At 73.4% G+C, this 19,958-nt stretch carries 15 protein-coding genes; 10 read left to right on the forward strand and 5 right to left on the reverse strand.

Annotated elements, in window-relative coordinates:
- Nucleotides 1-144 precede the first annotated feature (144 nt).
- From IE264_RS26810 to IE264_RS26830, 5 genes are all read left to right on the forward strand, one after another.
- Nucleotides 145-1,158, forward strand: coding sequence for a glycosyltransferase family 2 protein (locus IE264_RS26810; RefSeq protein ID WP_032759906.1), 1,014 nt, complete (start codon nt 145-147; stop codon nt 1,156-1,158).
- Nucleotides 1,158-2,552: a polysialyltransferase family glycosyltransferase gene (locus IE264_RS26815; RefSeq protein WP_032759875.1), complete on the forward strand. Its 1,395-nt coding sequence runs from the start codon at nt 1,158-1,160 to the stop codon at nt 2,550-2,552. The genes IE264_RS26810 and IE264_RS26815 overlap by 1 nt, the downstream gene beginning before the upstream one ends.
- A gap of 67 nt (nt 2,553-2,619) precedes the next feature.
- Nucleotides 2,620-3,789 carry an acyltransferase family protein gene (locus IE264_RS26820; RefSeq protein ID WP_229887776.1) on the forward strand — a complete coding sequence of 390 codons (1,170 nt, stop codon included), beginning with the start codon at nt 2,620-2,622 and terminating at the stop codon, nt 3,787-3,789.
- Nucleotides 3,790-3,835: 46 nt separating this feature from the next.
- The gene (locus tag IE264_RS26825; protein WP_032759876.1) at nt 3,836-5,746 is read left to right on the forward strand and encodes a sialidase family protein; all 1,911 of its coding nucleotides are present in this window, start codon (nt 3,836-3,838) and stop codon (nt 5,744-5,746) included.
- A gap of 75 nt (nt 5,747-5,821) precedes the next feature.
- Nucleotides 5,822-6,283 carry a MarR family winged helix-turn-helix transcriptional regulator gene (locus IE264_RS26830; RefSeq protein ID WP_032759877.1) on the forward strand — a complete coding sequence of 154 codons (462 nt, stop codon included), beginning with the start codon at nt 5,822-5,824 and terminating at the stop codon, nt 6,281-6,283.
- Between the two features lie 25 nt (nt 6,284-6,308).
- Here the strand turns inward: IE264_RS26830 and leuE are convergent, their stop codons facing one another.
- Nucleotides 6,309-6,974, reverse strand: a complete 666-nt coding sequence (gene leuE, locus IE264_RS26835; protein ID WP_032759878.1) for a leucine efflux protein LeuE — start codon at nt 6,972-6,974, stop codon at nt 6,309-6,311.
- Nucleotides 6,975-7,223: 249 nt separating this feature from the next.
- On the opposite strand from leuE, the gene IE264_RS26840 reads away from it, so the two are divergent.
- Complete coding sequence (locus tag IE264_RS26840) at nt 7,224-8,267, forward strand: L,D-transpeptidase family protein (RefSeq protein WP_190167711.1); 1,044 nt, start codon at nt 7,224-7,226, stop codon at nt 8,265-8,267.
- A 259-nt stretch (nt 8,268-8,526) separates the two neighbouring features.
- Here IE264_RS26840 and IE264_RS26845 read toward each other — a convergent pair whose 3' ends face one another.
- Together IE264_RS26845 and IE264_RS26850 are read right to left on the reverse strand one after the other, a co-directional pair.
- Nucleotides 8,527-9,642, reverse strand: a complete 1,116-nt coding sequence (locus IE264_RS26845; protein WP_015610895.1) for a hypothetical protein — start codon at nt 9,640-9,642, stop codon at nt 8,527-8,529.
- Nucleotides 9,642-10,421 carry an RNA polymerase sigma factor gene (locus IE264_RS26850; protein WP_015610894.1) on the reverse strand — a complete coding sequence of 260 codons (780 nt, stop codon included), beginning with the start codon at nt 10,419-10,421 and terminating at the stop codon, nt 9,642-9,644. The genes IE264_RS26845 and IE264_RS26850 overlap by 1 nt, the downstream gene beginning before the upstream one ends.
- A 326-nt stretch (nt 10,422-10,747) precedes the next feature.
- Between IE264_RS26850 and IE264_RS26855 the strand changes: the two genes are divergently transcribed.
- Nucleotides 10,748-11,929 (forward strand): UDP-N-acetylglucosamine--N-acetylmuramyl-(pentapeptide) pyrophosphoryl-undecaprenol N-acetylglucosamine transferase, encoded by a 1,182-nt coding sequence (locus IE264_RS26855; protein WP_032759879.1) that lies wholly within the window; start codon nt 10,748-10,750, stop codon nt 11,927-11,929.
- An 85-nt stretch (nt 11,930-12,014) separates the two neighbouring features.
- On the opposite strand, the gene IE264_RS26860 is transcribed toward IE264_RS26855, so the two are convergent.
- Both IE264_RS26860 and IE264_RS26865 read right to left on the reverse strand, forming a co-directional pair.
- A complete protein-coding gene (locus IE264_RS26860) occupies nt 12,015-12,317 on the reverse strand; it encodes a hypothetical protein (protein WP_015610892.1) in 303 nt (100 codons plus the stop codon).
- Between the two features lie 165 nt (nt 12,318-12,482).
- Nucleotides 12,483-15,731 (reverse strand): AfsR/SARP family transcriptional regulator, encoded by a 3,249-nt coding sequence (locus IE264_RS26865; protein ID WP_032759880.1) that lies wholly within the window; start codon nt 15,729-15,731, stop codon nt 12,483-12,485.
- Nucleotides 15,732-15,908: 177 nt separating this feature from the next.
- On the opposite strand from IE264_RS26865, the gene IE264_RS26870 reads away from it, so the two are divergent.
- The 3 genes from IE264_RS26870 to IE264_RS26880 are packed head-to-tail and all read left to right on the forward strand — an operon-like array spanning nt 15,909 to nt 19,665.
- On the forward strand, nt 15,909-16,520 hold the full coding sequence (locus tag IE264_RS26870) for an NADPH-dependent FMN reductase (RefSeq protein WP_015610890.1): 612 nt from the start codon (nt 15,909-15,911) through the stop codon (nt 16,518-16,520).
- An 8-nt stretch (nt 16,521-16,528) separates the two neighbouring features.
- Nucleotides 16,529-17,278: a thioesterase II family protein gene (locus IE264_RS26875; RefSeq protein ID WP_032759882.1), complete on the forward strand. Its 750-nt coding sequence runs from the start codon at nt 16,529-16,531 to the stop codon at nt 17,276-17,278.
- Nucleotides 17,279-17,337: 59 nt separating this feature from the next.
- Nucleotides 17,338-19,665 (forward strand): AfsR/SARP family transcriptional regulator, encoded by a 2,328-nt coding sequence (locus tag IE264_RS26880; RefSeq protein WP_078657622.1) that lies wholly within the window; start codon nt 17,338-17,340, stop codon nt 19,663-19,665.
- Nucleotides 19,666-19,958: the final 293 nt, after the last annotated feature.

Here is a 19,958-nt window from a genome sequence, read left to right on the forward strand (position 1 = left end):
GCGGCCGACGCTTGGGGATTCCGCCGATCGGAAGGGTCAACTGGCGGCCCATTCGGTCCGCTTCACCGTTCGGACATTCACCGTTCACCCGCAGTACTTTTCCGGGACAAGGAAAGTGCCGGGTCTCCAACTAGCGTGATGCGGGTGGTTAAGCTCTCCGTCATCGTGCCGTTCTTCAACGTGCAGACATACGCGCCCGACACCCTCAGAAGCCTTCGGGCCAACGCCCGGGAGGACTTCGAGTTCATCCTCGTCGACGACCGTTCGACCGACGGGACGGCCGACGTGCTCCAGCGCGCGAGGAAGGACATTCCCGGCGCGAAGGTGATCGTCCATGAGCGCAACGGCGGTCTGGCCACGGCCAGGAACACCGGCCTCGACGCGGCGAGCGGGGAGTATCTGACCTTCCTGGACGGCGACGACTGGCTGGCCCCCGGCTACTTCACGGAGCTGGTCGCCGCGGCCGAGCGGCTGGAGTGCGACTTCGTACGCGCCGACCATGTGCAGGTCACCGGCCGCACGCGGACGGTGCACCGGGTGCCGCACGGCCTGCGGAACGTGGTGCTCAGCCCCCGTTCGGTGATCCTTCCGGCCGACCGCACGACCTCGGTGGACTATCCGTACGCCTGGGCCGGTATTTACCACCGCCGCCTTCTCGACCAGGGCCTTCTGCATTTCACCGACGGACTGCGCACCGCGGAGGACCGGCCGTGGATCTGGCGGCTGCACCGGGAGGCGGAGAGTTTCGCGGCGGTCGGACTGCTCGGCGTTTTCTACCGGCGGGGAGTCGCTTCCTCGCTCACCCAGATCGGGGATGTCCGCCAGCTCGATTTCATCCGGGCATTCGACCAGGTCATCGCGGAGACTTCGCAGGACCGCGACGCGGATATTCTGCTGCCGAAGGCAATGCGCACCTACTGCGCCGTCATGGCCCACCACCTCGGGTCCATGGAGCGGTTCGAACCGGGCGTGGCGCGGACGCTGCGCTCCATGAGCGCCGCCGCCCTGCGCAGGCTTCCCGGCGACCTGCTCGACGAGACCCTCACCTCCCTGGGCGACCGGCGCGCCGCCCTGCTGCGCCGGGTACGCCGCCGCCCCGTCGGCGCCGAACCCACGCCCGCCGCCACACCTGCCGCCGCCACCGGAGCCCGTGCCTGATGTCTGCCATCCGTTCCACCCAGCTCTTCTTCGCGGCCTCCCAGTACGCCGCCGCCACGGTGACCGCGGCCATCCGGGCGGGGCAGTTCGGCCCGCGCGCCGAACACCGCCGACTGCTGATCGTCAGCGACACCTCGCCCGCCCCCGAGGTCGGCACCCCGCTCGACCGGATGGCCGGATTCGCCTCGCTGCGGCCGGAGTTCGACGAGGTCCACTCGTGGAACACGTTCATCAGGCCCTTCCACCCGGCCGGCTGGTTCCCGCGCGAGCAGGACACCCTGCTCTGGGAGCGGTACCTGCGGCTGGCCTGGGAGCTGGGCGACGGGCCGGTGGAGATCGCCTGCGAGTCCATCCAGGCCAACCCGTCCAGCGCGGTGGCCAAGATCTTCGGCGAGAGCCCCATCCACCTCTACGCCGACGGGCTGATGAGTTACGGGCCCACCCGCAGCAAGATCGATCCGCTGATCGGCACCCGGGTGCAGCGGCTGCTCCACCTGGACCTGGTGCCGGGGCTGCGGCCGCTGCTGATGACCGAGTTCGACGTCGAGCCGGAGGTCGTGCCGACGATCGAGTTCCTGAAGGTGCTGGGCGAACTGGCCGACTCCGCCGAGGAGTTCACCGCACCGGCCGACTCCCCGGCGCTGCTGCTCGGCCAGTACCTCTCCGCCATCGACGTCCTCACCGCCGACGAGGAGCAGGAGCTCCATCTGCGGATGCTGCGCGGCACGGTGGCGCTCGGCCACACCCGCGTCGTCTTCAAACCGCACCCCGCCGCCCCGGTGAGCTGGTCGCGCGCCCTGGAGCAGGAGGCCGAGCTGCTCGGCGCCGAACTCACCGTCCTGGACTCCCCGGTGATCGCCGAGGTGGTGTACGAGCGGACCCGCCCCGCGCTCGTCGTGGGGGCGTTCTCCACCGCGCTGCTCACCGCCGCCACGTTCTACGGCATCCCCGTCGCGAGGGTCGGCACCGAGGAGCTGCTCGCCGCGCTGACCCCGTACCAGAACAGCAACCGCGTCCCGGTCACCATCGTCGACGCCCTGCTGCCCGCCCTGGAGGACCGCGAGGCGGTCACCTCGTGGCGGCTGCCGGGCGAGGAGCGGGTGCGCGGGGAGCTGTCGGGTCTGGTCACGGCCGTCGGCTTCGCCATGCAGCCGCAGATCTACCCGGGGCTGCGCGGCGCCGCCGAGGAGTACCTCGCCGCGCATCCGGCCCCGGCCTCGTCCCCGTACTTCCGGCGCCGCCGCCTCACCTCGCTGGCGCTGCCGGGGGCACTGCCGGGGCAGCTCGACTTCATCCCGCGCAATGCGACGGTCCGCAGGATCGCCCGGCAGGCCGTCGCCTGGAAGCGGGGCGCGGGCCGGCGGCTCCCCGGTGTCCGCAGCGCGCGCGGCTGAGGGGGCGGGGACGAACGGGGGACGAACGGGGGACGAGCAGGGAGATGAGCGGGGGATGAGCGGGGGGATGGACGTGACGAGTACGCGGACGGGTGCGCCGACGCTGCCGGTGCAGGAGGTCCGGGCTGCGGAACCGGTGCGTCCGGCCACCGCGGCGCCCGGGAAACGGGACCGGATGCGGGCCCTGGACGGGCTGCGCATCGTGGCCGCCCTGATGGTCTGCCTCTACCACTACGCCGGCAAGGAAGGGACGGTCGCCGAGTCCTGGGGCCAGTCGCCCGCGCACCTCTTCCCGACGCTGTCGTCGTTCGCGACGTACGGCAGCCTGGGGGTGCAGCTCTTCTTCATCATCAGCGGCTTCGTCATCTGCATGAGCAGCTGGGGCCGTACGGTCGGTGACTTCTTCCGCTCCCGGGTCGCCCGGCTCTACCCGGCGTACTGGGCGGCGATCGTCGTCGTCACGGCCGCGGCGGTCCTGCTGCCCGTCGTCGTACGGCCGCTGCGCCTGGACGAGCTGCTGGTCAACCTGACCATGCTCCAGCAGCCGATGGGTGTGGACCGGGTGCTCGGGGTCTGCTGGACGCTCTGGGTGGAGCTCCGCTTCTACGTCCTGTTCGCCGTCTTCGTCGTCTGGCGCGGGGTGACGTACCGCCGGGTGGTCATCTTCTGCTGCGGCTGGACCCTGGCGGGCGCCTTCGCCCGGATCGCCGACCATCCGCTGACCGACGCCCTGGTGATGCGGGACCACGCGCCGTACTTCATCGCGGGCCTCGCCCTGTACCTGATCTACCGGCACGGCAGCGACCTGCTGCTCTGGGGCATCGTCCTGATCAGCTGGCTGCTGGGACAGCGGTACTCCGTCACCGCGCTGTGGCACCCGGGCGGGGGCGGCGAGTTCGACCGCTCCCCCTATGTGATCCAGCTGATCGTGACCCTCGCCTTCGTGGCGGTGGCCGCCGTGGCGCTGGGCTGGCTGCGGTGGGCGAACTGGCGCTGGCTGACGTTCGCGGGGGCGTTGACGTACCCCTTCTACCTGCTGCACGAGCACCTGGGCTGGTTCGCGATCCGCGTCATGAGCCGCGGCCTGCACCTGCCGCCGCAGCTGACCCTCGTCGCCACGGTGGTCGCGATCCTGGTGCTGGCGCATCTGCTGCACCGGTTCGTCGAGAAACCGATCGGGCCGCGGCTGAAGCGGACGATGACACAGCAGAGCCTGCGGGTGCGGTCCAAGCGGTGAGTGCCGGAGCCCATCGACTACGAGCACGGATTCGAGGATCGACACCATGCGCTTTCCCGGACGGCCGCCGCACCCGCGTCGCCGCAGAACCCGGCCGCTGACAGCCGCTCTCACCCTGATGCTGGCGGCCACGGCCCTCACCACCCCCGCTTCCCCTGCTGCCGCAGCCGTACCGGCGGCGGTGACCACCCCGTTCAAGGCGGGCACCGAGGGCTACCGCTGCTTCCGTATCCCCGCGCTCGTCACCACGCCCTCCGGCGCCCTGCTGGCCTTCGCCGAGGGGCGGGTCGCCACCTGCAGCGATATCGGGCACAACGACATCGTGATGCGTAAGTCCACCGACGGCGGCCGTAGTTGGGGCCCGTTGAAGGTGGTGGCCGGAGCGGCCGACGAGGACGCGCACGGCAATCCGGCACCGGTCGTGGACACCGCGACCGGGCGCGTATCACTCCTGTACGCGACCGGCGGCTGGAGCGGCACGCCGAGCGCCCCGGTCCGGGGCCCGCGCAGCCTGCGGGTCGTGCACAGCGTGGACGACGGCGCCGGCTGGACGGCGGGCGCCCCGCTCCCCCACCTCAAGCCCGCCGACCGGGCCTGGATCTCCACCGGACCCGGCCACGGCATCCAGCTCGCCCGCGGTCCGCACCGGGGCAGGCTCGTCGTCCCGGGCGACTACACGACCACGGGCGGCCGGGCGGGCGGTCAGCTGTACGTCAGCGACGACGGCGGACTGACCTGGGCCCTGGGCGCACACGCGGACGTCGACCGGGCCACCTCCGCGTTCCCGGCCGAGCTGTCCGTCGCGGAGACGACCGGCGGGGGCGTGTACGTGAACGCGCGCAGCTCGGCCCGGTGCGGCACGAACGACCACCGGACGGCCGCCACCAGCGCGGACGGCGGGACCACCTTCGCCGCACCGTTCTCCCCCGTGCCCGGCCTCGACACCCCGCCCGTCTCCGGATCGCTGCTGCGCCTCCACGCGAAGGAGCTGGGCGCCGCGCGGGACCGGCTCCTGTTCTCCGCCCCCTCCCGCCTCGGCCCGCACACCCTGGAGGACCGCCGCGAGCTGGCGATCCGCTCCTCCTACGACGAGGGCAGGAGCTGGCGGACCGTCGGTACGGTGATCACGCCGGGCCGGTCCGGCTACTCCGACCTGGCGCTCGTCCCCGGCGGCGCCATCGGCGTGCTCTACGAGACGGCGGGGAACATCCCGCACAGCGACATCGCCTTCACCTCGTTCACCGAGGGCCAGATGGACGCCGCCCAGCGCGAACTGCGCCTGCCCCGCACCTCCGACACCGGCCCGGGCCAGTACGGCAACCACGCTGTGGTCCACGGCGGCGCCCAACTGGGCACCCGCAACTCCGGCAAGGCCATGACCTTCGACGGCCAGGACGACTACCTGCGCCTGGTCTCCTGCTCGGACTCGCTGCGCCTGGGCGCGGGCGACTTCACCCTCACGGCCTGGTTCCGCCACACCGCCACGACGGGCGCGCTGCCGATCGTCTGGGGGTACGGGATGGGCTCCGGCGTCCAGCAGTTCTGGCTGCGGGCGGAGCCGGGCCAGGGCAGGATCCGGGCCGCGATCGACACGGGCACGGCGTACGCGGAGGCGAAGACCACGTCCTCGTACAACGACGGGCAGTGGCACCACGCGGTCGTGAAGCGGCAGTCGGGCCGGCTGACGCTGTCCGTGGACGGCGGCCAGGAGTTCGGTGCCGCGGCCCCGGCGGGCAGCATCTCCCCGCCCGCCGAGTTCTCCGTCCACATCGGCGCCCGCCCGGACTTCCCGAACCAGCCGGCCGGTGTCACCGAGCTCTTCCGGGGCGGCCTGGACGACATCCGCATCTACGGCCGGGGCCTGACCGCCCAGGAGGCGGCACAGGTCAAGGCCGGGGCGCTGGATGTGGCCAACGAGGAGGAGCGGGTGCGGCTGGGCTTCTCCAGCATCTGGTAGCAGCCGGCCGACACGAACGCGTGGGGACCTCAAGCCACTTGACCTCAAGTTGGCTTGAGGTCCTACCTTCGGGGCATGGACTACTCACACGACGACGCAGGACTCGCCCGCCAGCCGATCGGTTACTGGAGCTGGGCCGCGCACGACGCGACGGTCACCCACATCCGGTCGGCACTGGCCGAACACGGGCTCACGCAGCCGCCCTGGTGGGTGATGAACCAGGTCATCGGCGCGGGGGAGGACGGCCGCGGCCGCGCCGAGGTGGTCACCCTGCTCAGCGGGTACCTCGACACCGGGGCGGACGGCATCGAGGAGGCCGTCGACGAACTCCTCCGACGCGAGCTGATCACCCAGGACGACGAGGACCGGCTGCGGATCACCCCCGAGGGACTGGCGCTGCGCGACCGGGCGTCCGTACGGGTCGCGCGGGCCCGCGCGGAGATCCACGAGGGCATCCCCGACGAGGAGTTCGTCGCCGCGCTGAAGGTGCTCCAGCGGATGATCCGGAACGTCGGGGGGAAGGCCTGGCACGAGTGAGAGAGCCGGCCGAGCCCCCGGACGCTTAGACGCTGCTGAGCGAGAGCTTCGCCGCGAACCCGAGGAACAGCACGCCCGCCGCCGAAGTCGCCCCCGCCGAGAGCCTCTTGCGGCGGCGGAAGGCGGCGGCCAGGCGGGTGCCGCCGAAGATCAGCGTCGAGAGGTACAGGAAGCTGGCGAGCTGGAGCAGCGTCCCCAGCAGCAGGAACGACAGGGCCGGGTAGGCGTAGCCGGGGTCGACGAACTGGACGAAGAACGAGATCAGGAACAGGATCGCCTTCGGGTTGATCAGGCTGACCACCAGCGCCCGGCGGTAGGGGTTCTCCGTCGTCGCCCCCGCCCCGGGCGTCTCGGCGGCCTCCGCCAGCTCGGCGGTGCGCCGGTGCCGTTCGCGCCACAGGGAGGCCGCCGCGCGCAGCATGCCGATTGCCAGCCAGGTCAGATAGCCGGCGCCCGCGTACTTGACGACGGCGAACAGCAGGGGCGTGGTCTGCAGCAGCGAGGCCGCGCCGAGCGCGGACAGCGTCATCAGGACGGCGTCCCCGGTCCACACTCCGGCGGCGGCCCTATAGCCGGTGCGCACGCCGCGTCGCGCCGCGACGGAGAGCACGTACAGCGAGTTCGGGCCCGGCAGCAGAACGATCAGCAGCAGGCCGGCGAGGTAGGTCGGAAGGTCGGTAACACCCAGCATGGACGGAGTTTCGCACATCTGTACGCCGCCTCGCCCAGCCGTCTCGCCAGCCGTCCGGCCAGCTGTCCGGACGGCTGGGAGGCAGCCGTCTCGCCGTGACCTTTCGGCCGTCCTGCCGTGACCTGGCGGCACTAGCGTCGTGCGCAGGATTCGACCACCGGGCAGGACGGGCATCCGTCAGGGGAAGCACCGGTGAGGCACCGGAGGATCGATCGGACGGTCGAGCCGTACGAAGTGGGGGAAGCGGGGATGGCGGGGATGGCCGACAGGAACGTGGGCGCGGAGAGCGACGCGTACGCCGGCGGGGGCGACGGCCCTTACACGCGGGGGCTCCAGGGCAGCGGCCCGTACACACGGAGGAACCGGCGCGGCAGACGGGCGGCCGGGGTGACCGCCGGGGTGCTCGTGACAGCAGCCCTGGCGGCGGGGTGCGGGCCGCAGGACCCCGGGGCGGACGCCCTGCGGCAGCCATCGGCCCGGGCCACCACCGCGCCCGCCTCTCCCGCCACCGCGCCCACCGACGACGGCAAGGGCGGGACCGGCACGGCCGAGCCGTCCCCCAGCACCCCGCCCGCGAGCCCGTCGGCCCCGCCCACCGAACCGCCCACCACACCGCCCGCGCCCTCCTCCCCCGCACCCCGGCCGAGCACCGCCCCACCGCCCCAGGTCCTGATGCGGACCGGGTCCGAGGGCGCCCAGGTGCGGGAGTTGCAGGCCCGGCTGCGGCAGATCGGACACTTCGGGCGCAACCCCACCGGCTACTACGGCACGGTCACCGCCGACTCCGTACGGTCCTTCCAGGCCAAGCGCGGCACGGAGGCGACCGGCTCCACCGACGCGGACACCTGGCGGAAGCTGCAGTCCATGACCCGTACGCCGACGGCCGACGAGCTGGACCCGCCGACCGAGCGGCCGGTGGCCGATCCGGACAAGCGGTGTCTGACCGGCCGGGTGCTCTGCATCAGCAAGAAGAGCCGGACGCTGGCGTGGATGATCGACGGCCGGGTCGTCTCGGCGATGGATGTGCGCTTCGGCTCGGAGTACACACCGACCCGTGAGGGCGAGTTCCCGGTGTACTGGAAGTCGAGGGACCACGTGTCGACGCTGTACGACACCCCGATGCCGTACGCCCTGTTCTTCAGCGGCGGCCAGGCCGTGCACTACTCCGCCGACTTCGCGGCCAACGGCTACGGCGGCGCCTCGCACGGCTGTGTGAACGTGCGGGACAGGAAGAAGGTCGCGGCCCTCTTCGACCAGGTGAAGAACGGCGACAAGGTCGTCATCTACTGGTGAGAGCGGTACGGGTCCGCTCGTGACCGTGTTACGGAATCCACTGGTGAACGCGGTACGGGGAGAGAGGGCGCGGGCGGGACCGGGGGAACGTGTCCCGCCCGCGCCGATGCGCTGAGCCGAAGGTACGGGGGGAACCCCGGCTCGTCGCGCTGCCGATGACCAGTCGGCTCACTCTGTACTGCGCCCGGCCCCCGAAAAACGTCACACTTGACCGAAACCCACTCGGTGCCGGGTCGCCGTACGGGGAGGAAAGCGCAGGTCAGCGGGCAGGAAGGGCCGTCGGCCCAGGGGTCGCCGCCCTCAGCGGCGCCGCCGCCTCCGCCTCCGCCCGGATGCCGACATCGCCCCGGCGGTCGCTCTCGGCGAGGGGCGGGGCGGGTTCGAAGGAGACGGGCGGCAGGGAGCCGCCGTCGCCGTCACCCGGTCCGTCGTCGTCCCCGCCTCCGCCGGAACCGCCGGAGCCCCCGGAGCCGCCGCCGTTCAGCAGCCGGTCGCAGAAGCGCTCCAGGTTCTCCTCGCCCTTGGCGAGCTGGACCAGCTGGCGTCGGCTCCGCTCGTCGAGGGTGCCGGCGCGGAAGGCCTTGCAGGCCTTGACGGACTTCTCGTACCACTTGCCGCCCTGGTCCCGGCCGTCGTCGGAGCCGTCGGGGTGCTCATCCTGGCCGCCGGGGCTCTTGGAGGCGTCCTCGCGTCCCGAGCCTCCGGGGCGGTTGCTCTCCCCCGTACCGTCGTCGTCCGTCTCCGTGCCGGGCCCGCCCGGCTCCGGGTCGGCGGGCTCCTCGGAGGCGCCGGGCCGGCGGCTCTCGGGCGGGGCGACCGGATCCGGGTCGGCGGGCGGGGACGGTTCGGCCGCGGCGGAGGGATCCTCGGCGGGCAGGCCGGACACCAGCGGTTCGGGGGTCGCCGCAGATACGGAGGAGGCGGGCGCGGGTGAGTCGTTGCCGCCGAAGGGGCCCGGGAGGACCCCCGTACCGGCGGCGACGGCCACTCCGCCGAGCGCGCAGCCCGCGAGCGAGACGGCCAGGCCGAAACGGACCGGGCGGCTCCAGCGGGGGCGGCGGGGCGGGGCGGCGGGGGCGGCGCCGATGTGGACGGAGTGCAGCGTTCCGGGCTGTCCGGGGAGTGCGGCGCCCGCGCTCCGTCCGGCGAGCCGGTCGCCGCCGGCCCGGGTGGCCTGCCGGAACGCGGTGAGCACGGCGTCCTCGCCGGGGAGTTCACCGGCCGGGGCGCGGCGGACGGCACGGGCCGCGCCGAGTGCTTCGGCGAGCCGGAGGGCGTCGTCGCGCGCCCGGTCGCCGAGGGGTACGACCGGCTCGCCGCGGAGCAGTTTCTCCGCCGCGTCCTTGTCGAGCCACTCGTCCTGCTCGTCGGCCATCACATGTCCCTCTGCGTCCACGGTCGCGAATGCGTCACACCGGGAGTGACCCCCGCGGGCGCTGCCGGACCGGCCCTACCGGGGCGCTGAGAGGGTACGGCACCGAGCTCCGCACCGCCGCCCGCGCCCTGACCTGCATCGCGCCCGGAACCCGGCCCCGGCGCCCGGTCCTCTCCCTCGGGGCCGCCGCCCGGCGCGGGCGCACCGGCGGGGCGGGGCGAGTCCGGGTGCTCGGAACCGAGGAGTTCGGCGAGGCGCTTGAGGCCGCGGTGGGCGGCGGTCCGTACGGCGCCGGGGCGCTTGCCGAGGGTCTGGGCAGCGCTCTTCGCGTCCAGGCCGACGACCACGCGCAGGACGACGGCCTCGGCCTGGTCCTGCGGGAGCTGGGCTATCAGGGACATCGTGCGGTCGGTGTCGAGCGCCTCCATGGCGTCGCCCGCGGTGTCGGACTCGGCGGGCCTGCCCGTGAGCTCCGTCTCATCGCCCCCGATCGCGGGGCGGCGGCTGCGCATCCGCAGATGGTCGAGCGCGCGGTTGCGGGCGATCCGGGCCGCCCAGCCGCGGAAGCGGTCGGCGTCCCCGCTGAAGCGGTCGAGGTCGCGCGCTATCTGGAGCCAGGCCTCGGACGCGACATCCTCGGCGTCCGGCTCGCCCACCAGCGTCCGTATGTAGCCCAACAGCCGTGGCTGTACAGCGCGGTACACAGCACGGAAGGCGTCCTCGTCCCCGTCCTGTGCCGCGAGCACCGCGGCGGTCAGCTCCGCGTCGTCCCCCAGCACTCCCTCAACCCGCCCTGCTGTCCTCAATCGCAGCTGGTCACCACTGCTGCGCCACTCTGCGCGACTCAGCACGCTACGTGCTCGGCAGGGGTCACGTCCATGACTTGTACAACTCGCAACAATTCGCGGCCCTCGGTGCGGTGTGACAGAAAACGCAGTCGCGGCGCTGAGATGAGTACGGGGTCGTGCTGCGACCCCGTGGAAGACGGCCGGGGCCTCTCCTGTGGGGGGTGGCGGCCCCGGTCGTCGCTCCTCTTCGCCTGCGCTCGGACCAGGCACGCTCCTGGCCGCTGAACCTCTGGTCGGTCGGCCCTAGACTGCCCCGGGTGAATACCGCGTCTCCCTCACCCTCCGTCCTCCGCCTGATCGTGACGGGCGGTGGCACCGGCGGTCACACGTACCCCGCTCTCACCGCGATCCGCACCTTGCAGGCACGCCTGGCCGCTTCCGGGCGCACGCTCGACGTGCTGTGGATCGGAACGGCCGAGGGCCTGGAAGCCCGGGTCACGAGCGCGGAGGGCATCCCGTTCACCACGGTCGCCACGGGCAAGATCCGGCGTCACGCGAATCCGCTGAAGATGATCTCGCCGGCCAACATCCGGGACATGGCGCGCGTGCCGGCCGGGATCCTTCAGGCGCGCAGTGCGGTCTCCCGCTTCCGGCCGGACGTCGTTCTCGCCACGGGCGGTTACGTCGCCGTGCCGACCGGTCTCGCGGCGAGGATGTGCCGGGTACCGCTGGTCCTGCACGAGCAGACCGTGCGCCTCGGCCTCGCCAACCGGAAGCTGGCCGGCTCGGCCGCACGGATCGCCGTGTCCTCGGAGTCGACGCTGTCGCTCCTGCCGCAGAGCGCGCGGGCGGCGGCCGTGGTGACCGGCAACCCCGTCCGGCCGGAGGTCCTGGCCGGCCACCCGGACAAGGCCGTGACCGCGCTGGGCCTCCACGCCTTCGACCGGCGCCTGCCGACGGTGTACGTCACCGGCGGGGCGCAGGGCTCGCAGCAGATCAACGACGTGGTCGGCGGCGAACTGCCGTGGCTGCTGGAGCGGGCCAACGTGGTGCACCAGTGCGGTCCGGCCCATGTCGTGGCACTGTCCGCCCGCGCCGCCGGGCTGACCGCCGACCTCGCCGCCCGGTACCACCTCACCCCGTTCGTCGGACCGGAGCTGCCGGACGTGCTGGCCCTGGCCGATCTGGTGATCTCGCGCAGCGGCGCGGGCACCCTGGCGGAGCTGACCGCCCTGGGCAAGCCCGCGGTGTTCATCCCGCTCGCCTCGGCGGCGGGCAACGAGCAGGCCCACAACGCCCGTCATCTGGAGGAGTCCGGGGCGGCGGTCGCGCTCCTCGGCGACGTCACCGGCGGGCACCTGCGGGAGGCGGTCGGGCCGCTCCTCGACGATCCGGCACGCCGGGAGGCGATGGCTGCTGCGGCCAGGGCGCATGGCCGTCCGGATGCTGCGGAGCGGCTTGTGGACGTGATCCTGTCCGCAGTGGAGGACAGGGCCTAGGGGTACCGCCCGCCGCGGCAGCGACGTGACTTTCCCGGCGGTCCGGTCCGGCCGGGGGGCGGCGGCCTCCCCGCAGATCAGCAGATCAGTGGTCGTCCCAGTGCCCGTCGTGTTCCGAGTGCCGGTGGCCGTCGTGGACGTAGTCGACGTGGTCGCCGTGCGGGACCGCCACGTGGCCGCAGTCCGGGCCGTGCCGGTGGTCGTGGCCCTCGTGGACCGCGTGGGTCGACTTCGTGCATTCGTCCGCGTGGTCGCCGTGCACGCGGTGCAGGTGGCTGTCGTGGACGTAGTCGACGTGGTCCTCGTGCGGGATCGCGACGTGTCCGCATCCCGGAGCGTGCCGGTGGGCGTGGTCGGTATGGGGGCGGTGCTCCGTGGTGGTGGACATCTGCGTGGCTCCTCTTCGACGGGGGCATGGCTGTGCCGACGGAAGCCGGGCACGCATACCTGGCGGTTATGGGTGATTTTATCGCTGTTCGTACGGGAATTCTGAGGGGAGCCACGCGCATCGGGTGACGTACTCGGCGGGCTGTACGGCGAAGCGCCGCGTCCTCTACCGGTCGGCGGACGGCGCCCCCGCCACCAGGGTCTCCGTGTGGTCCAGGCTCTCGCCCGCGGTGAACTGGGTCGCGTACACCGCGACGCCCAGGTCCTCGCGCAGGCGGGCCGCGATGCGGTCCACGTCGTCGCGCTCCGCGTGGGGCTGCGGGGCGCCGGAGCGCAGGCGGGTGGCGGTGGCCGTGCCCAGGAGGCGGGCCGCCTCGTACGGGCGGCCGGTGAGGGAGTAGGCGCCCGCCACTCCTTCCAGGGCCAGGGCGACCGAGCGGGGGTCGCCGGCGGCGCGGGCGGCGGCGAGGCCGTCCAGGTGGAGGGTGAGGGCGCCGGGGCCGTCCTCTCGCTGCTCCGCGATGAAGCCGAGCTCGGCCAGGACCAGGGCCAGGCCGGGGGCGTCGTGGCGGTTGCGGTTCCAGGTCAGCCAGGGGCGCAGCAGGCTCTCCGCCTCGTCGAGGCGGCCCTCGCGCCGGCTGCCCAGGGCCAGGCCGACCGCCGCGAACTGCTCCGCGGGGCGGTTGCCCTGCTCGACGGCGAGCCGCAGGGCGCGGGCGTGGAAGTTCTCCGCCTCCCGGTAGCGGCTCATGAGGAGGGCGATCCGGCCGAGGCCGGACATCTTGCGGGAGACCTCCGACCAGAGTTCCAGGGTCTCGGCTATGCGCAGGCCCTCGCGGTGCAGCTGGGTGGCGCGCTCGTAGTCCCCGTTGATCTCGGCGAGGACGCTGAGTGTCTCGGTCGCCTTCAGCTTCCCCCAGTTCTCGCCCAGTTCGACGAAGTGGTCGTGCGCCTCCAGCGCGTTGCCGTGCAGCGCCGCCAGGTCGCCCCGGCCGAGCGCCAGTGCCGCGCGGCTGCTGAGCGCGGCCGCGGTCCCCCAGGGGTCGCGCAGGACCCGGAAGTCGCGCAGCGCCCGCTGCACGCTGCGCTCCCCGGCCGAGAGCGCTCCCACGTTCCACTGGGCGAATCCGAGGAACCACTCCGCGCGGGCCCGCTCCACGGTCTGCTCCGCCCGCGCCGGTGGGCACGCGAGTTCGGGGCCTGCGCTCCTGCCGGGCTCACCGAGGAGGAGGGTGAAGCCGGTGTGCCAGGCCCTGGCCTCGGCCCGGGCGGCGGGCTCCACTTCGCCCGGGGTGTTCAGGGCGTCGGCCAGCGCCTTGCGGCCCTCGCCGAGCCGGCCGCGCAGGAAGCGGTACCAGCTGAGCGCGTTGACCAGGCGTACGGCGGTGGCGGCGGCCCCGGTCCTGCGGGCCTCCTCCAGCGCGCGGTGGAAGTTGGCCGACTCCGCGTCGAGCCGGCGCAGCCACCGGTACTGGTCCCGCCCGTACAGGTGGGGGCGGGCCCGCTCGGCGAGTTCGGTGAAGTGGCCCAGCTGGCGGGCGGCGATCGCGGTGGCCTCCGCGGAGTCCCGCAGCTTCTGCTGCGCGTACACGGCGACGGATTCCAGCAGGCGGTAGCGGGTGGAGCCGGGCCCTTCGGCCCGGAGCACCAGCGAGCGGTCGACGAGCGCCGCGAGGATGTCGAGCACGTCAGTGCGCTCCACCTCGCCTCCGGCGCACACCTCCTCGGCGGCCTCCAGGCAACAGCCGTCGGCGAAGACCGCGAGCCGGCGCAGGACGGACTGCTCGCGGGGGTCCAGCAGGCTCCAGCTCCAGTCGATGGTGGCCTGGAGGGTGCGGTGGCGCCGGGGCGCGTCCCGGTAGCCGCCGGTCAGCAGCCGGAAGCGGTCGTCGAGCCGGTCGTGCAACTCCCTTACCCCCAGCGCCCGGACACGGGTGGCGGCGAGTTCCAGGGCGAGCGGCAGGCCGTCGAGTCTGCGGCACATCTCGGCGATCATCGGCGCGGTGGTGTCGTCGAGGACGAACGCCGGGTCTCCGGCGGCGGCCCGCTCGGCGAACAGCTGTACGGCGCTGGAGGCGCGGAGCTCCTCCACCCCGTCCTGGCCGGGCGGCGGCAGCTCCAGCGGCAGCACCGGCCAGACGGCCTCCCGGGTGAGACGTAACGACTCCTGGCTGGTCGTCAGGACATGGAGGCCGGGGGCGCTGTCGAGCAGCGGGCCGACCAGGCGCACCACGGCGTCGAGCACGTGCTCGCAGTTGTCCAGTACGAGGAGCACCCGCTGCGGTGCCAGGACGCCGGCCAGTCGCCGTACCGGATCGTCCGTGCGGTCGTCGGGCACGCTCTCCCGGATGCCGAGGACGCCCAGCACCAGCTCGGCGAGGTCCTGCGGGTCCATCGAGCCGTCGGCGGCGTCGGTCCTGGCCAGCTCCACCAGCCAGGCCCCGTCGGGGAATTCGGCCGCCACGCCCTCGGCCGCCGCCACCGCCATCCGGGTCTTGCCGACCCCGCCCGGCCCGGTCAGGGTGACCAGCCGCCGGTCGAAGAGAAGCCGGCGCACCTCGGCGAGGGCGTCACCGCGCCCGATCAGATTGCCCGCGGGGGCGGAGAGATTGGTGCGGGCCCGCGCGACGGTGACGACGGCGGCCGGGTCGGGTTCGCGGCGGGCGAGCTGCGGGTCGTGGCGGAGGATGGCGCGCTGCAGCTCGACCAGGGCCGGGCCCGGGGTCAGCCCCAGTTCCTCGTCGAGGCTGCGCCGGAACTCCGCGAAGCTGTCGAGGGCCTCGGCCGGCCGGTCCGCCTGGTAGAGGGCCCGCATCTGTGCGGCCCGCAGCCCTTCGCGGAGCGGGAACCGGCCGACCAGGGCGGCCAGTTCACCCAGCAGCGCCCCGTGCTCGCCCAGCGCGAGCCGGGCGTCCGCGTGCTCCTCCACGACTCTCAGCCGCTCCTCCTCCAGGCTCACCGCGGCGGGGGCGGCGAACGGCAGGTCGGCGAAGTCGGCGAAGGCGGGGCCGCGCCAGAGGGCGAGCGAGTCGGTCAGCAGGTCCGCCCGGGTGCGCGGTACGTCGCAGGCCCTGGCCTCGGCGACCAGGGCCCGGAAGCGGCCGAGGTCGAGTGCTTCGGCCGGTACGTCGAGGAGATAGCCGGGCGGCCGGTGGACGATCAGCGACCGGGCGCCGGGCTCCGCGTTCTCCAGGGCCCTGCGCAGTTGGGAGACCTTCGCCTGGAGGGAGGAGACGGGCTGGGCGGTGAAGGTGGAACCGCCCCAGAGGTCCTCGATCAGCTGTCCGGTGGAGACCACGTGACCGTGGTGGACGAGGAGGTCCGCGAGGAGGGTACGCACCTTCAGCTCGGGGACCCGGACCTGCCGTCCCTGCGCTGTCCACACCTCCAGTGGCCCCAGAACCCCGAATTGCATAACTGCACAGTAACCCGGTCGCGTCAGCGGGCGATGGCCGAAGTCGTGCAGGTCACAGCCATTTGACGCAACGCTGACAAGCGTTCCGAAGCCGGTCCGAAGCAAACCCGAAGGGGTGTCGGACAGAGTGGAGCGGCGGGCCGAGTCAGCCTGGAAGGAATATGCGGAGAGGCAGGAATGTCCGAAAGTGATCAGCTGCGGCTCGTCGTTGTCATCGGCAGTGTCCGCAAAGGCAGGTTCGGTCCGGTGGCCGCCGAATGGATGGCGTCCCGGGCCCGGTTGCGTCCCGACTTCGACGTGGATGTGATCGACCTCGCGACGGCCTGGCTGCCCGACGTCATGTCCGCCGACCCGGCGGCGCTCAAGCCGCAGGCGGTGCAGGACCTGGCGCCCTGGCTGGCGGCCGCCGACGCCTTCATCGTGGTCACCCCGGAGTACAACCAGAGCTTTCCGGCCTCTTTGAAGAACGCGATCGACTGGTACGACGAGGAATGGCACGCGAAGCCCGTCGCCTTCCTCTCCTACGGGGGAGCCTCCAGCGGGCTGGCCGCGGTGGGCCATCTGCGCCAGGTGTTCGCCGAGTTCCACGCCGTGACCGTCCGCGAGACCGTCAGCTTCCACGAGTACCGGGAGTGCTTCGGGGCGGACGGCCGGCCGGTGGCGGGGGACGCGGCGGCCTATGAGGAGGCGGCCCGGCTGATGCTCGACCGGCTCGCCTGGTGGGCCAGGGCCTTGCGCCTGGCGCGGGCCCGGGAGCCTTTCACGGCGAAGCAATTGCACACACAGTGAGGAATTCCGTGGACAACCTTTGGTTCCGATGTTTCGGCCCGCCCGCGGAGAGCGACGCGGTCCGGCTCGTCTGTTTCCCGCACGCGGGCGGCTCGGCCAGTGCGTACGCGCCGCTGGCGCGGCTGCTGACCCCGCGGGTCGAGGTGCGGGCCGTGCAGTACCCGGGCCGTCAGGACCGCAGGCGCGAGACGCCGGCGGGTGACATCACCGAGCTCGCCGGGCGGATCGCCGAGCGGCTGCGGGACCCGGAGGGACGGCCGTACGCCCTTTTCGGCCACAGCATGGGGGCCCTGCTCGCCTACGAGACGGCCCGCGTCCTGCGGAGCTGGGACGTGCAGGCCCCCGTACGGCTGTTCCTGTCCGGGCGCGGTGCGCCCTCGCCCGTGCCGCCCCGCAGCGATCTGCTGCCGGACGACGCGGCGATCCTGGCCGCCGTACGGTCGCTCGGCGGCACGGGAGCCGCGGTGCTGGACGACCCCGAGATGGTGGAGATGGCCCTTCCCGCGCTGCGGGCGGACTACCGGGCGCTGGCCGCGTACTCCTGGCACGGGGGTGACCCGCTCGACGTGCCGGTCACCGTGCTGAACGGCCGCGACGACCCGGTGGTGACGGCCGAGGACGCGGCCCGCTGGGTGGAGCACACCAGCTCCACGTTCGAGGTGAAGGAGTTTCCCGGCAATCACTTCTACCTGGACCAGCAGGCGGCGGAGGTGGCCGGAGTCCTGACCGACGGAGTCCGGCAGGCAGCGGGACGGTAGGGGACCGTCTCCGGCCACGGCCGACCGTACGACCGGAAGTGCGATGTTGAGGGGGGAACATGCAATTCAGGATTCTCGGACCGCTGGAAGTGATGTCCGGCGACCGCGCGCTGTCCTTAGGGGGGTTCAAACAGCGGGCCGTGCTCGGCCTGCTGCTGCTGCGTCCGAACCAGGTGGTGGCCACCAGTGAGCTGCTGGGGGCTCTCTGGCCGGACGAGAGCCGTCCGATGACGGCCAGGAAGATCGTGCAGAACGCGGTCTCCGGACTGCGTACGACCCTGTCGGTGCACCACACCCGGGACGAGCCGCAGGGCGCGGGGGCGCCCGAACTGATCACCCGGGCACCGGGGTACGTACTCCGGGTCGATCCCGCCCGGCTCGACATGACGCGCTTCGACGACAAGGCCACGGCGGGCCGGGCGAAGCTGGCGGCCGGGGAGCCCGCCGCCGCCGCCGAACTGCTGCGCGAGGCGCTGGCGGAGTGGCGCGGGCCCGCGCTGTCGGACCTGATGGAACAGGGCCTCGACTGGCCCGAGGTGGCGGGCCTGCGGCAGCTGCGGCTGGACGCGATGGAGTACCGCTTCGAGGCCGAACTCGCCTGCGGGCGGCACCACACGGTGCTCGGGGAGCTCAACTCGCTCGCGGAGGCGGAGCCGCTGCGCGAGCGGCTGAGCGGGCAGCTGATGCTGGCCCTGTACCGCTGCGGGCGGCAGGCCGAGGCCCTGGACGTGTTCAGCCGCGTACGCCGGGCGCTGGTCGAGGAGCACGGACTTGAGCCGTCCCGGGACCTCCAGGCGCTCCAGCGGCGCATCCTCCACCACGACCAGGAGCTGACCTCTCCGGTGGAGGAGGTACCGGCCTCGGTGCGGCTGCTCCACGGCGCGGCGGCCACCGGTCCTTCGTCCGCCGGGCGGCCGGCGGTGGCCGCGCCCCCGGCGCCTCCCCTGCTCACCGTCGCCGGGCAGCAGCCGGAGCGGGCCGCCGCCGAGGCTCCCGCCGCAGCGCGCACCCCGCACCCGGCCCCCGCGCAGGCGCGCGGCGGACCGGTGCTCGGCCGCAGGCGTGATGTGTGCGTGCTGCTGGTGCGCGTCAGGGCCAGGACCGGTGGCGGGGCCGGGGTGCCGGAGCAGCTGGATGTGCCGCTGAACGAGGCGGCCGCCTCCCTCGCGGAGATCGTCGAGGCCCATGAGGGCACCATCGTCGGTTCGTTGGGGTATCTGACGGCTGCCCTGTTCGGGCTGCGCGACGACTGGGCGGCGGCACCGCTGGAGGCGGTACGGGCGGCGTTCGCCATGCGCGACTCGGTCGGCGGGCTGCCGGGGCTGGGCATCGAGGCGGTGGTCACCATGGGCCGCGCCCTGGTGCGGGAGGACTCGGCGGGGGCGGTCTCCGTGGTGGGGACGCTCCTGGACACCGCCCAGCACCTGCTGTCGGACGTGCCGCCGGGCAAGGTGCACGTCGGCCCGGAGGTGGCCGCCTGCACCGAGGGCTGGGTCCGCTACCGCAAGGTCGCCCGGGGTCCCGACGCGGCCGCCAAGGTGCGTGAGGCGTGCGCGCTGCACCCCCGGGAGGTCCCGGTGCGCGGCGGCGAGGCCCATGCCCGGGAGCACGAACTGGCCATCGTCAGCAGTCATCTCGACCACTCCCGCCACCACCACGCGCCCTATCTGGTGACGGTGCTCGGCGACCAGGACCAGAGCCGCAGCCGCTTCCTCACCGAGTTCCAGCACCGCGTCGGGCGGCTCCCGGACGAGGCCCGGGTGCTGCGGCCGGCCGCCCCCGAGCAGGGCGGCTACGGGCTGCTCGGCCTGACCGACGCCCTGCTCGACGCGTGGGCGGCCTCCTCGGGTGCCCGCCGGGACGCCCCGGTGGACGAACTGCTCACCGAGCTCGTCCGTGGTGCGGCGGGCACCGGGCCGACCGGGGACCGGCTGCTGCGGTCCCTGCTGGTGGCGGCCCCGCCGTTCCACGCGGCCCGGCCGCGCGCCGTCATGGACGTGTGGAAGGAGCTGCTGGTGCTCTGCGCGCGGCAGCTGCCGCTGGTGCTCTGTCTCGACGGTCTGCATCTGGCGGACGAGTCGGTGCTCGACTGGGTGGAGGAGCTGGTGGCGACGGTGGAGGACGCTCCGCTGCTGGTCGTGGCGGGCGCCCGCCCGCAGCTGCTCGGGCGCCGGCCGCTGTGGGGGGTGGGCGGGGGCCGCACCAGCATGCTGAGCCTGGCTCCGCTGCCCGAGGCCCCGGCCGCCCCGCTGCGGGTGGCGGCGGCCGGTCACCGGCGGCCCGCGGTCCACCAGCGGGTGGCCGAGGTGCCCCGGCAGACCCGCGGCCAGGGGTGGGGCGCGGGACCGGGCGACGAGCCGCATGTGGAGCGCAGGATCGCCCGCTGAGCGGAGAGTGAGCGGGGCTCGCCGCCGAGCGGGCAAGAGCCGGGGTTCGCCGCTGAGCGGCCAGGGCCGGGGTTCGCCGCTGAGCGGCCAGGGCCGGGGTTCGCCGCTGAGCGGCCAGGGCCCGGGGGTTGCCGCTGAGCGGCCAGGGCCGGGGTTCGCCGCTGAGCGGATGGAGACCGAGGTACGCCGCTGAGCGGGCAAGGGTTGGGGATCGCCGCCGAGCGGGCAAGAGCCGGGGATCGCCGCCGACCGGCCAGGGTCGGGGTTCGCCGCTGAGCGGGCAGTGACCGGGG

This window comes from Streptomyces microflavus (genome assembly GCF_014650075.1).
GTDB lineage: Bacteria > Actinomycetota > Actinomycetes > Streptomycetales > Streptomycetaceae > Streptomyces > Streptomyces microflavus.

Excerpts from the sequence above, each read along its gene's own strand:
- IE264_RS26820 (WP_229887776.1), top strand. The coding sequence starts at position 2,620 with ATGGACGTGACGAGTACGCGGACGGGTGCGCCGACGCTGCCGGTGCAG.
- IE264_RS26865 (WP_032759880.1), bottom strand. The coding sequence starts at position 15,731 with ATGCAATTCGGGGTTCTGGGGCCACTGGAGGTGTGGACAGCGCAGGGA.
- IE264_RS26825 (WP_032759876.1), top strand. The coding sequence starts at position 3,836 with ATGCGCTTTCCCGGACGGCCGCCGCACCCGCGTCGCCGCAGAACCCGG.
- IE264_RS26880 (WP_078657622.1), top strand. The coding sequence starts at position 17,338 with ATGCAATTCAGGATTCTCGGACCGCTGGAAGTGATGTCCGGCGACCGC.
- IE264_RS26815 (WP_032759875.1), top strand. The coding sequence starts at position 1,158 with ATGTCTGCCATCCGTTCCACCCAGCTCTTCTTCGCGGCCTCCCAGTAC.
- IE264_RS26870 (WP_015610890.1), top strand. The coding sequence starts at position 15,909 with ATGTCCGAAAGTGATCAGCTGCGGCTCGTCGTTGTCATCGGCAGTGTC.
- leuE (WP_032759878.1), bottom strand. The coding sequence starts at position 6,974 with ATGCTGGGTGTTACCGACCTTCCGACCTACCTCGCCGGCCTGCTGCTG.
- IE264_RS26840 (WP_190167711.1), top strand. The coding sequence starts at position 7,224 with ATGGCGGGGATGGCCGACAGGAACGTGGGCGCGGAGAGCGACGCGTAC.
- IE264_RS26860 (WP_015610892.1), bottom strand. The coding sequence starts at position 12,317 with ATGTCCACCACCACGGAGCACCGCCCCCATACCGACCACGCCCACCGG.
- IE264_RS26830 (WP_032759877.1), top strand. The coding sequence starts at position 5,822 with ATGGACTACTCACACGACGACGCAGGACTCGCCCGCCAGCCGATCGGT.
- IE264_RS26845 (WP_015610895.1), bottom strand. The coding sequence starts at position 9,642 with ATGGCCGACGAGCAGGACGAGTGGCTCGACAAGGACGCGGCGGAGAAA.